Origin of the sequence: Oceanispirochaeta sp. M1, assembly GCF_003346715.1 — a bacterium.
Lineage (GTDB): Bacteria > Spirochaetota > Spirochaetia > DSM-2461 > DSM-2461 > Oceanispirochaeta.
Window position 1 is genome coordinate 24,461 of sequence record NZ_QQPQ01000011.1, and the last position, 12,700, is coordinate 37,160.

At 42.4% G+C, this 12,700-nt stretch carries 11 protein-coding genes; all 11 read left to right on the forward strand.

The annotated features are described in order from the left end of the window. The first annotated feature begins 4 nt into the window (after positions 1-4). Entirely contained in the window at positions 5-3,100 is a 3,096-nt protein-coding gene (locus DV872_RS09425; RefSeq protein WP_114629676.1) for a glycoside hydrolase family 38 C-terminal domain-containing protein, read from the forward strand. 182 nt (positions 3,101-3,282) lie between these two features. Next, positions 3,283-4,530: a sensor histidine kinase gene (locus tag DV872_RS09430; protein ID WP_114629677.1), complete on the forward strand. Its 1,248-nt coding sequence runs from the start codon at positions 3,283-3,285 to the stop codon at positions 4,528-4,530. Beyond that, the gene (locus DV872_RS09435) at positions 4,527-5,225 is read left to right on the forward strand and encodes a response regulator transcription factor (RefSeq protein ID WP_114629678.1); all 699 of its coding nucleotides are present in this window, start codon (positions 4,527-4,529) and stop codon (positions 5,223-5,225) included. The genes DV872_RS09430 and DV872_RS09435 overlap by 4 nt, the downstream gene beginning before the upstream one ends. A 99-nt stretch (positions 5,226-5,324) precedes the next feature. Beyond that, complete coding sequence (locus DV872_RS09440) at positions 5,325-6,707, forward strand: ABC transporter substrate-binding protein (RefSeq protein WP_114629679.1); 1,383 nt, start codon at positions 5,325-5,327, stop codon at positions 6,705-6,707. A 97-nt stretch (positions 6,708-6,804) separates the two neighbouring features. Continuing rightward, positions 6,805-7,692, forward strand: coding sequence for a carbohydrate ABC transporter permease (locus DV872_RS09445; protein WP_114629680.1), 888 nt, complete (start codon positions 6,805-6,807; stop codon positions 7,690-7,692). Then, a complete protein-coding gene (locus DV872_RS09450) occupies positions 7,686-8,648 on the forward strand; it encodes a carbohydrate ABC transporter permease (RefSeq protein WP_114629681.1) in 963 nt (320 codons plus the stop codon). Before DV872_RS09445 ends, DV872_RS09450 begins: the two co-directional genes overlap by 7 nt. Before the next feature lie 211 nt (positions 8,649-8,859). Beyond that, positions 8,860-9,057 (forward strand): hypothetical protein, encoded by a 198-nt coding sequence (locus tag DV872_RS26380; RefSeq protein ID WP_147283136.1) that lies wholly within the window; start codon positions 8,860-8,862, stop codon positions 9,055-9,057. A gap of 29 nt (positions 9,058-9,086) precedes the next feature. Then, positions 9,087-9,218: a hypothetical protein gene (locus DV872_RS27110; RefSeq protein WP_255525881.1), complete on the forward strand. Its 132-nt coding sequence runs from the start codon at positions 9,087-9,089 to the stop codon at positions 9,216-9,218. A gap of 313 nt (positions 9,219-9,531) precedes the next feature. After that, positions 9,532-10,479 (forward strand): hypothetical protein, encoded by a 948-nt coding sequence (locus DV872_RS09460; protein ID WP_147283137.1) that lies wholly within the window; start codon positions 9,532-9,534, stop codon positions 10,477-10,479. A 262-nt stretch (positions 10,480-10,741) separates the two neighbouring features. Continuing rightward, positions 10,742-11,002 carry a hypothetical protein gene (locus DV872_RS09465; RefSeq protein WP_147283138.1) on the forward strand — a complete coding sequence of 87 codons (261 nt, stop codon included), beginning with the start codon at positions 10,742-10,744 and terminating at the stop codon, positions 11,000-11,002. Positions 11,003-11,429: 427 nt separating this feature from the next. Then, positions 11,430-12,611, forward strand: a complete 1,182-nt coding sequence (locus DV872_RS09475) for a Xaa-Pro peptidase family protein (RefSeq protein WP_114629686.1) — start codon at positions 11,430-11,432, stop codon at positions 12,609-12,611. The last annotated feature ends 89 nt before the right edge of the window (positions 12,612-12,700 follow it).

Genomic DNA, 12,700 nt, shown 5'->3' on the forward strand with positions numbered 1-12,700 from the left:
TACAATGAATCATAAGCTAAAATATACATATGAAAAGGGCGTCAAACTGCTCTCCAGTCTTGACTCTGTTCGCTACAGCAAACAATTTAATGATTTTGATATCCGGTTCTGTGAGGGTAGAGAGCTGGATGAATCCAGACTTCAGACCATAAAAACCGGTTTCAGCTGGGGTGGGTATGACCAATATGGATGGATCGTTTTAAATGTAGATCTACCTGAATCTTTCAGGGATGAACTTGTTGCCGGTTTTTTTGATTTTGGTAGAACGGGTATGGGTAACAACAGCGGATTTGAGTCTCTCTGTATTCTTAATGGAGAAAAATATCAGGGAGTGGATAAGAATCATCGGGAAGTGCTTCTTCCCGGCGGACTCCTCTCATTTGAGATGAAATTCATGCTGTGGGCTGGATTGGATGGGGGAGGTAATGAGATGGATATCTCACTGACTCATCAGATCAAGAAATGTCAATTTTCGATTCTGGATAAGAAAGTTGATGATTTTCATTATCTGCTGAAGGCATTGCTTCAGACTCTGAACCAAATGGATCATAACAGCACACTCTACCAGAGCCTTATGGACCTGTTGAATCAGGCATATAATATGATATCCCTTAACAATCCGGAAAAAATGACTCAGCAAATCTATGAGGCCAATAGGATGTTGGAAGAAAATCTCCTGGAACTGAGGGAAGAAAATCCTGATGTAGTTCGCTGTCTAGGGCATACTCATATTGATGTGGCATGGCTGTGGACCCTGGAACATACCCGTGAAAAGGCTCAACGATCTTTTGCTACTGTTTTACAGCTCATGGAACGCTATCCCAATTATATATTTTTTCAGTCCCAGCCCCAAATCTACTCAAAACTGAAACAGGATGCTCCGGAGATATTTGAAAAGATCAAGGACAAGGTTGCAGAGGGTGTCTGGGAGCCGAATGGCGGTATGTGGGTTGAGGCTGATTGTCTTCTTACAGGTGGAGAGTCTCTCGTCAGGCAGCTGCTGTATGGAAAATCATTCTTCAATGAGGAGTTTGGAGTCGAGAGTAATGTGCTCTGGCTGCCCGATGTGTTCGGTTATTCTGCCGCACTGCCTCAGATTCTTAAACTGGCCGATATTGATTCCTTCATGACCACAAAAATCAGCTGGAATCAGTACAACCGTATTCCTAATGATACCTTTAAATGGAGAGGAATTGACGGTTCCGAAGTCATCACACATTTCGTCACAACTCCCACCATGGGGGATGCAGGAGAACTGGAATCTCTCGATTTTTATACCTATAACGGTATGATCAATGCCAATTCTGTTAATGGAATATGGGAAAGTTACAGCAACAAGGGTCTCACAGATGAACTGCTCCTGAGTTATGGATATGGAGATGGGGGAGGCGGTGTTACCAGAGAGATGCTTGAAATGGTGGATAAGCTGGATAAAATTCCTGGAAATCCCAGGTTGATTACAGGGAATGCGGGAGAATATTTTGATAAACTCCAGGATCTCAAAGATAATAAAGATTTGAATACCTGGGATGGTGAACTGTATCTCGAGTTTCACAGGGGCACCTATACTTCACAGGCCAGAACAAAAAGATTTAATAGAAAGCTGGAATATGCACTCCGGAATAATGAAATATTAGCCATCATGAATGGTGTTGATACATATCCTCAGGAGTTCTTTGAAACCCAGTGGAAGGAAGTTCTGACACGTCAATTCCATGATATTTTACCCGGTTCAAGTATAAATGAAGTATATGAGGAAGCAGAGAAAACCTATGCTGAAATAACAGGTTTACTAAAAAAGAACAGTGAAGACACAGTCAGAGAGATGGCAGGTTCTGATGAGGGATATTCTCTCTTTAATCCCAACTCATTCTCTACCAGAGAGACCCTTTTTATCGCCGTTGATGCCTCTGGAGTATTTTCAGATGAATCCGGGGTTGAAATAAAAAATCAGACGAGTCTCAATAACGATGGTTATTATCTTTCTGTTGACCTGGAGCCCCTTTCTTTCAAACATGTACATTTTTCACAATCTCCGGATGAATTAAAAAAGCGCCACGATTCAGAATCTCTCAGTGATCTGTTTGAGATTGAGAATCAGTATTATAAGATTAAATGGAACAAAGCCGGTAAAATCAGCTCCTTAATACACAAGTCAGAGGGTCGGGAACTCGTTCCTGAAGGAAAATTTTACAATGATTTGAAGGCATTTGAGGATAAACCCAGATATTTTGATGCCTGGGAGCTTGAACCCTATTACCAGGAAAAAAGTGAATCCATAGATAATTTGATCTCTTCAAGATTGATTGAAGATGGTCCTGTCCTTAAAATTGTCGAATTTATATGGAAATTAAATTCATCAGTGATTACACAGAACATGAAACTGTATACAGACAGCAGGCGTATCGATTTTGAAACTGTTGTTGACTGGAAAGAGAGGAATACAATTCTCAGAACCTTTTTTGAGACAGATATTCGTTCAACCAGAGCCAGCTATGATGTTCAATTCGGTAATATAGAGAGGACTACACACAACAATACAATCTGGGATTTCGCCAAATTTGAGGTTCCGGCGCAGAAGTGGGCTGATCTTTCGCAACGGGGGAGAGGTCTGGCTTTGATGAATGATTGTAAATATGGCTACAGCATAAAAGATTCCACTCTGGGGATGTCTTTATTGAAGTCTGCAGAGGCTCCGGACCGGGTGGCAGATTGGGGAAAACATGAATTCTGTTATTCAATTCTGCCCCATGATGGAGACATATATGCTTCTGCTGTTGAAAAGGAATCTTTGATTCTGAATAATCCTGTTCGTCTTTTTGATGGCTGTGTTGATAATACAGACACTCTGATCTCCATTGATCATGAGAATATTCTGATTGATGCTGTAAAACTGTCTGAAGATGGAAAAGCAGTGATCATCAGGATGCATGAATATGCCGGTATGGATTGTGATTCGATTGTTAAGAGCTCTCTGGAGTTCAAATCCTGGAGAATTGTCAATCTCCTCGAACGGAATGTGAGTGAAGTCTCTACTGCAGAAATAAATTTGTCATTCAAACCATTTGAAATTAAATCACTGGCCCTTGATTTAAACTGAGCCTGGTATGGCCGGTCGGGCATCTGCCCGGCCTTCAGTGACCTGTTTCATATGAAAGCAGGTTTTCGGCAGTAATGAATCAAAAAAATTGCATTATCAGAATTTTTCTTTCTTTGTTTTCAATTTGGCGTATTATAGAATGATATGGATGAATCATATTTTTTAATAGAGAAAGACTGTTTATGAAAGCAGGTGTTCTGAGAACAGATAGTGCTTCTCCTTCAGATCCAAAGATTCTCCTATTTTCTTTAACTCTTCTGATACTGGCCTTTGTTCAATACCTTTTGATGGGCAGTCAGATCGTCAGTTCAGAGCGCTTTGCCTGGCAATTCTATATTCTTCTGGCTGTAAGTGCCGGCTTGAGTATTTTTATGTTTTATATCAAATCTGTGAGAATCACCGGATTCCTGATCAAGATTATTCTCTTCTTTTTAATGATCTATCCTCTGGGAGCCTATCCCTGGCTGGGATTCACCCTCCTTCTTTCTCTGTTGATTGAGTCAGGATTTTATGCTGAGTATCCAACTAATTTATGGGGGATGTTCTGCTCTCTGGGTCTGTCTATTTTTCTTCAGAGACCCAGAAGCGCCTTCTATACCGATCTTCCCGGACCCCTTCTGCATGATCAGGTCAGTACATTTATATATGCGGTTCTTTTCATCACTTTGCTGGCTCTATATACAAGAGAGCGGAAAAATCATGGTGAGGAAAAGAGTCTGACACGCCGGCTGGATGATGCCTTAAGCAGCATGGCAAAGGCAAATCTGGGATTTCAATCATATTCAAACAGTCTGGAGCTGGAAACATTAAAAAAGGAGAGGAAACGGGTCTCCCGTGAAATCCATGACACCGTGGGTTACTCTCTGACCAATATTCGAATCATGCTGGAAGCGGCCGGTCTGTTGATTGAACAGAATCCAGAAGAAGCGGGCAGTCTGATCCGGAAATCAATGGTTGAGGCCGGTTTTTGTCTGGAAGAAACGAGGGCGGCCATGAGGCTCCTCCGGTCAAAAGAATCAGGGCGGCCCAAAGGGATCAGGGCCTTTTTCCAACTTGTCTCAGTGTTTGCCGAAGCTACGGGGATTGAGGTTCAGACCGAGTATGGTAATTCTCCCGATAGTTTTGGTGCCCCCGTGGATCGGGCCGTGTTCCGCTTTATCCAGGAAGGTTTGACCAATTCCTTCAGGCATGGACGGGCAACAGAAATCAGAATTTACTTCTGGATTCAGGAAAAGGTCCTCCGGGTCAGTCTGCAGGACAACGGGTTGGGTGCTTTTTCATTTGATGAAGGAATCGGGCTGTCGGGGATGAAAGAGCGGCTTAGTGAATTAAATGGCCGTTTACATTATCATAATATTACAGGTGGATTTGAATTGTCTATTGCAATCCCGTTGGTAGAGATAAAAGATCTGGAAGAAGGTTCAGTTTGATTAGAGTTTTACTGGTTGATGATCAGGTCCTGTTTGCTGAAACCCTGCAGACAGTGATCTCCATGAAAGCCGATGATATTGATGTTGTCGAAATTGCCTATAACGGACAGGAAGCCATTGAAGCGGCCCTTCGTCTTGTTCCCGACATTATTCTGATGGATGTAAGAATGCCCATTCTTGATGGTGTTCAGGCTGCCTGCAGGATTCATCTGAATCAGCCGGGAATCAGGATCATGATGCTCACAACCTTTGATGATGACGCCTATGTCCATGATGCTCTTGAGGGTGGTGCCGTCGGCTATCTGCTCAAGAATATGCCTTCCGATGATCTTATCAACTCCATCAGGGCTGTTAATAACGGTACCCTCCAGATATCCCCCTCTGTTGCCTCCCAGCTTGTATCCAGTCAAAAAACAATTCCCCGCCCCCCGGAAACAGAAGATCCTCCTGTCAAAGAGATCGAATATAACATTGATGTACTCAGCCGCAGGGAGAGAGAGATCCTCTACCTGATGTCCCGGGGATACGATAACTCACATATCGCCGGAAGGCTCTTCCTGGCTGATCAGACTGTGAAAAATCATATCAGCCGGATTTATAATAAACTTGATGTTCATGACCGTATGTCCGTCATGAAAGCGGCGAGGCATTCCGAATTAAAAGAATACTGCCGTTATCTTCTGGATGACGAATAAAACTGGTATCCCATTGGTACTAAACCGGTACTCAGTCGTGAATGCTCTTCCATAAATACCGGTATTATAATGAAATAAATATCTCAAAGGAGAAGTTTTATGAAAAAATTACTGATCACGATTATGACCCTTCTGCTCATTTCATCTTTTGCTTTTGCAGCAGGACAGAGCGAGGCCGCCGAGGAAACTCAGATCTCTGAAGGACCCGTGGAAATTGATTTCTGGAGCACCCAGACACAGTCGGACAGACAGGCTACCATTCAGGTTCTCATTGATACATTTGAAATAATGAACCCCAATGTCAAAATCAACCTTATTCCAGTGGATGAAAATGACATGCCCACCCAGATCAATACGGCTGCCGCCGCAGGCAATCTGCCGGCCCTTCTGGAAAGTGCTGCAGAAAATGCCGTAGCCTTCGGATCTCAGGGGCTCCTTGATTCAGAAGCTGTGACTGACCTGATCAATACAATTGGAAAAGACAAATTCTATGCGGGAACACTCAAGCTTAATGAAACAGGCACCCCCGGCAGCTACTACGCCGCACCCTTTCATGGTTGGGTTCAGGGAATCTGGTACCGGGCGGACTGGTTTGAAGCCGCCGGTCTGAATCCTCCCTCTACCTGGCGGGATATTCTTAAAGCCGCCGAATATTTCTACCAGCCCGACAACAACCAGTATGGTATTCTTGTGGGAACCATGGCAGAAGCCTATGCAGAGCAGTGTTTTACACAATTTGCCATGTCAAATGGCGCTTCCCTCTTCGATAAAGACGGGAAGTTGATATTCAACTCTTCCGAAATGAAAGAGGCTGTTGAATTTTATGCTGAACTTGCAAAATTTAATCCTCCCGGACCACAGACCTGGAGAGCCAGAGACTACTATCTTCAGGGCAAACTTGCCATGTTCTTCTACTCCACCTACATCATGGATGACCTGGCCATTGCCGAGGTTGCCGCCGGTTCTCTGACCAGTGACAACTTTGAAGATCTGGCGGGAACTAGTTTTGACCCTGATCTGGTAGCGAATACAAGAATGGCTTCTACTATCACAAATACAGAAGATGCCGGATTCGGAGTTGTTGTTTCTCTGTCCCTCCCCGATCAGGGTGATCCTGCCAAGACGGCAGCTGCCAAGAGTTTTATGCGCTATCTGTATACTCCCAACGCCTATATCACCTGGCTTCATATGGCTCCCGGCGGTATGAATCCTGTTCTTAAGGAAATTGCCGTAAATGCCCGTTTCCAGAATGATCCCAAGGGTATCTTCAATAATTATGGAATGGATAAGATGGCTGAAATCATAGCCGGTCTGGATAATATTGAAACCTTCAGTATTGTGGAAGGAAACAGAATCTCTGCGGCCAGTTCTATTTATTCCAAACAGATCATTCCTCAGATGCTGTATAAAATTACTCAGGAAGGAATGGATGTGGATAAGGCCATGGCCTGGGCCGAAGAGGAAATGGGCAAACTGCAGTAAATCTGACAAGACTGAATCTCCGGACTCCCGGAGATTCGCCCCTTAAAATCAGTTTGAGGAGAGATCTGATGCATTTCTCTCCTCACGGAGTTATCTTATGACAAGATTATTGCCTGTTAGCAGACTGGGACAGAAAGACAGGGAGGAGTTACTGGGTTGGGGACTGGTGTTTCCCGCCGTATTTATCATCCTTGCTTTGATTTTATATCCCATAATTTTTAATATTTACCTGAGTTTTTTTGATGTTAATCTCCATGAAGGAAATACATTCACAGGTCTGGAAAATCATAGATCTGTACTGACAGATCCCTTTTTCTGGAAATCAGTCTGGACTACGGTGGTTTATGTTTTTTTTACCACCGTGGGAACCACAGTGTTCGGCCTGATTGTCGCACTGGCAATGAATCAGAGCTTTCCCCTGAGGGGGCTGGTGAGGAGTCTTGTACTCTTTCCTTATGTGGCACCCGTTATTTCTGTTGTCTTTGCATGGCAGTTTATCTTTGATCCGGTCAATGGAATTGTCATGGATGTGCTTGTGGAGCGCCTTGGTTTGCTGGGAGAGAGGGTTAATCTGATCGGTTCTCCCTCATCTGCTGTATGGGTTGCCATCATGTTCAGTATCTGGAAAAATTTCCCTTTCAGTTATCTGATGATCCTGTCAAGGCTGCAGGGAATTGACAACAATTTATATGAAGCCGCCGAAGTGGATGGAGCCTCGGGATGGGAAAAATTCCGTTATATAACTTTCCCTGAAATTTATTTTGTAACCAGTTCTATCGTGCTGTTGCGGGTTATCTGGAATTTTAACAAGTTTGAAGAAATATACCTTCTCACAACCAATGTGAAGGTCTTGTCCATATACACCTATTTCAAAGCCTTTGTGGGAACCATGGATATGGGGCAGGGTGCTGCTCTTGCCTTAATCCAGTTTCTCCTGCTCATCGGTTTTATTCTCATTTATGTTAAGAAGGTCCTTAAATGGTAAAGAAACACAGTCCCCTCAGAACAACAGGATTTTATATCCTCATTCTTTTCATCGTACTATTCTGTATTTTTCCATTTATTCAGATGCTCTCTACCTCCCTTAAATATCAGTGGGATTGGGGAAACCCTTCACTGATTCCAACTCAGATCAATACGGATGCCTATAAGGAATTGCTCAATATCGGACAGGATTTGAAGAATGTTCCTGAATCTATCATCGAGCTCCTGGAGAATACTCCGGATATGACTAAAAAACAGAAAGATACGATTCTTGCAAAATACAGGAACAGCGGTGATGTTTTTCCATTTCCCAGATACTTTCTGAATTCACTGGTTATTTCGGGAGTTGCGGCTCTGTTGTCTGTATTAATTGCCATTCTGGGGGCCTACTCCTTCAGCAGGCTGCGTTATAAAGGGCGGGCAACCATTCAAAGAGGAGTTCTTTTTGTGTATATGTTCGGGGGCATCCTTCTGCTCATACCCCTTTATAAGGTTTGTGTCAGCCTGGGATTTCTGGCTACCGGTGGCGGGACCTTTGCGGCTCTTCTTGTCATCTATATGGTACAGACTCTGCCGGTTTCCCTCTATATGCTGGGAAACTTTTTCAGAACCATACCTTTTTCCATCGAGGAAGCCGCCATGATAGAGGGTTCCAGCCGACTGGGAACCATCTGGCGCATTATCATTCCCCTTTCCATGTCTGCCATAATCACGGTGTATATCTATTCATTTATGATTGCCTGGAACGAATACCTGTTTGCCTCCGTCTTTCTGAAGGGATACAAGGATCTCTATACCCTTCCCATGGGGCTGAGGGCACTTTTCGTCTCTAAAAATGCAGTCTGGGATAGAATTATGGCAGCCTCCGTACTGACAGCTACCCCTGTAATCGTCTTATTTATGAGTATTCAGAAGAATCTGACGGGGGGACTTTCTGAAGGAGGAGTGAAAGGGTAGCTCTGTCAGAACGAGTAGAGATCGTTATTCGGCCTTAGGCTGACCTGGATCGGTCCCATGCGGTTGTGGAATTCGAAACAATCTCCTCTGTAGATTACTTCTGCAAAATAGAGAGCATCACCATTATCATTACAGGGACAGAAATGCATAAGAAAGCCGGGTGTCCCTTCCGGGATTTTAAGCTTTCAGTTTCACTAATATCTCTGTGGGTATGTCCTCTCCCCGGCACTCATCGACGCTGATAAGACTGGTACTGGGGTTTTTTGCCCGCTGCAAGAGTCTTATTTGTAACGCTGATATTCATGCTGGGAGCGATGGATTTGACTTCATCGGTATTCCAGATGAAGGTGTCAAGCCTGAAGACTATAAGGCAATGCTGGACACCCTGCATGAGAAGGGCCGCTGTTAAGTCGGATTCAACTGCCGGAGGAGGATTTAATGAATCTGAACAAAGAACCGATTTATCAGCAATTGACCAGAATCCTCAGACAGCGTATTGCAGATGGTTATTTCCATCCCTGCCGAAAACACCGGGTCTGTTTGAATTCACAGTCTGCATCTTATCATTAAGCTGGCTTCATCAGGGAGTAAGATCCCTGAGATAGGGATCGCCCCTTTTGATGCTTGTAGAAATATCCCCAGTAGTACTGAAGTCCAAATTCAGGTATTTGGCACTGTCAAAATAACATTCCATAAAAATTTACTGCTGCGTAAGAACTCTCCCCAAAGCACGGTGAATAGGGTAAAATGAATAGTTATGAACTTTTGGAGGCTGCTGATTAAGGACATCAGGGCCAGTTCCAGTATCAGGTTATCCTGGAAATTAAGTAGATCTATAATGATTTATTATAGAAATATCACGATAAAAAGGAAAAAAGAAAATATGACGAAATGGGAAAAGAAACTTCAAAAAGCAGAACGCATTAAGAATACAATTAAAAAGAATAATCTTTTATTAAAAATAGCACTAAAAGCTGAAATGGAAGTAGCAATAAGAGCATTTGACAAGATATCAGATCAGCAAATGGTTAATGAAATTGCATTGGGTTTCTATCATTCACACCTTAAAGAGGCTGCAGCAAAACGAATTACGGATCAGAATATTTTAAAAATGATCATTATCAATAAGAGAGCTGGTTTACCAACAAAAACTTTAGCTTTTGATAAATTAAGTGATCAAAAAATAATATGCGAAGTAGCCATAAATATTGATGATGAAAGTATTATTTGTGAAAAAGCTTTAAAAAAAATTAATGACGAAATATTGCTTGCTTCACTGTTAATAAATATTAAAGCAGAAGAGATAATGAGTGTCCGCAGAAAAGTAATTTATAAAATATCAAGTGATGAGCTGATCACAACTATTGCTCTATCTGCTCAGAATAGATATATCCGTATGGAAGCTACAGGTCTTATTACGGATCAAGATATATTAAAACAAATATCTGAAGAGGATTCTGATAGAACCATCAGAGAGATAGCTGAGTTCGTAATAAAAACATTAAATAACTCTCAAGAAACTGAAACACAGACGGAAAGAAGAAAAACCTTAAAAAAACTAGGCAAAAAATCCTCAAAAGAAACAATTAACAGCGAAGCTATCACTTATACTGTTTCGTATCAAAAAGAAGAACGTGAATCGACTGAAATCTTAGTCAATGATACTATGGTCCCCTGGGAAAAAATATATCAAATATATAATGGACCGGATGAAAAAACAGCTAAATCATTTCTTGAAGGAATGCCTGTAGATCAAGATTATTATTATATAGTTGTTGAAACTCCAGAGGGTAATTTTGGACGTGATAAAAATGGCATTTATTCAGAGTAAATTTTGAAAGAAAAATTATACTCGTAATAATATGAAAGTTGTGGTCTGAGATAGTATCTATAATGAAATAAAGAACCTTCTGAAATAGAAAATAGAGATACCTCTCCTGGGAAGTTTTATCCTCATTACAATGACTGGAGCCAGGAAAAAGGAGCAATGATGTCTACAGGTCATGGTGTTCTTCTGTTCTATCCGACACATCTGTGACAAATTTCTTGTTTTTGGTTTGCGCTATGTTTTTCCAGTTGTCCCGGGGGCATTAGTGAAAGGAGTTCCAACCTCTCATTCCGCAGCACCTTTAAGAGATATAATTACTTCCGGGAATGATCATTTTGTTTGGAAGCATCAGTTGGGTTCACTTAGAGGGATGGAAGTAGAGCCGCTGTATAAGACTGTGCCCGCATTCTGCAAAGAACTGCCAGAGTTGTATGAGCTCCTCAGTGTAGTTGATGCCTTGAGAATCGGGCGGGTGAGGGAAATGAATGAAGCCAGGGTAATTCTGGAAAAAAGGATTCCAGAATGATATGTCACCCGGGGCACCAATTTGTCGCTGGGTAAAGGATAATATAAAACTGGATTTCATGACAGATTATCCATCGATACTTGGATTTTCAAATAGATGGTATAAACCGGGTATTGAGCATAAGATTCTTATGAAAATTGATGAAGATCTATTAATCTATTTATTTCCTGTAATATATTGCATCAAAATGTGAGGCTGTAGCTGGATTTTTTCCTCCTGGTGATGAAGAGGAAGTAGAAGATGTATTTTCATTTTTTGATTTTATACAGCGCTCATAGTCATTATATTTTATTACTATCCCAGGTCTAAGAGTGGCGGTGGAACAATAAGTATCTCCCTTTATAAATACTCGCGATAAGTACTGAGCAGGTGTATACTGATTTGGATTCAAAGTTCCTGAAATTTATGAGAAGGGTATAAATACTATATGATTGAAGCAAAAGAATTTAGCGAGCGAAGAAACAGGCTGCAGGAAGAGATAAAAGAACTGGGGCTTGATGCCTTTTTGATTTCCCAGCCCGAGAGCATCTACTACTACACCGGAGCAACTTATAAACCACAGGAACGCCCTTTTCTGATTACCATATGGCCTCAGCGGGATCCCACTTTTTTAGTGCCTAAACTTGAAAAAGATCATATTCATAAGGCCAATATAGGAGACGTGAAGTCTTACTGGGAATTTCCATCTCCCCCGGGTGAAGGGTGGCCGGAAAAATTGGATGAAATCCTTCAGGGGGTTAAGACCCTGGGGATAGAGCAGGGTATAAGTCTGGAGAATCAATCCTGTCTTAAAGTCAAGAAACTGAAGCCCCTGGATATAGTGAACAGGCAGCGCCATATAAAAACCCCGGCTGAGATTAAAATGATACGGCAGTCAGCCAGCTACGCTGATAAACTGATGGCCATGATGTTAAAAAATGCATACTACGGCGTCTCCGTATTAGAGATGTTTGGGCTAGGGCGGAAAATCCAGATGGAAGTCATCAAAAGCGGTGAGTTTGATCCGTTGAACTGTGAGTTCCTGTCTGCTACCTGGCCCTCCCGGTTCAGCCATATGCCTCATGGTGTACCTCCACTGGACGGGAAACTGACAAATGGGCCCCTTGCTTTTATGAGTTATCTCCGGGTAAACGGTTATGCCTCAGAAAATGAGAGAACCGTCTTTTTAACAAAACCAACAGAGAGAGAAAAGGACGTTTTTAATCATATGCGTGCTGCCCGGCAGAAAGCCTTTGATATTATAAAACCCGGTGTACCTTGCGCCGAAGTAGATAAAGCCGCATTAGGATATCTCCGGAAACAGGGGTATGGAGAATTCCTTCTCCACCGGACCGGCCATGGTATAGGTCAGGGAAACCATGAAGGACCCTGGGTAGCTGACGGCAGTGAGCATATTCTGGAAGAAAATATGGTTATCAGTGTTGAACCGGGAATCTACATTCCCGATCTTGGTGGTTTCAGGCATTCAGATACGGTGCTGGTGACCAAAGACGGCTATGAAGTATTAACGAAGGGTTCCACGGAAATTGAAGATTTAACATTGTTGAAGCCAAAATTTATGAAAAGGATCATTGGAAGGCTTATTCAGAAAGCTTTGAATATTGCCTGATCAATAACGGTGACAGAGCCGGGTCTACTCAGACGGCTACAGTCCTTTACTCATTTCAAGAGCTCCGGGTATAATTTTATTATACGATT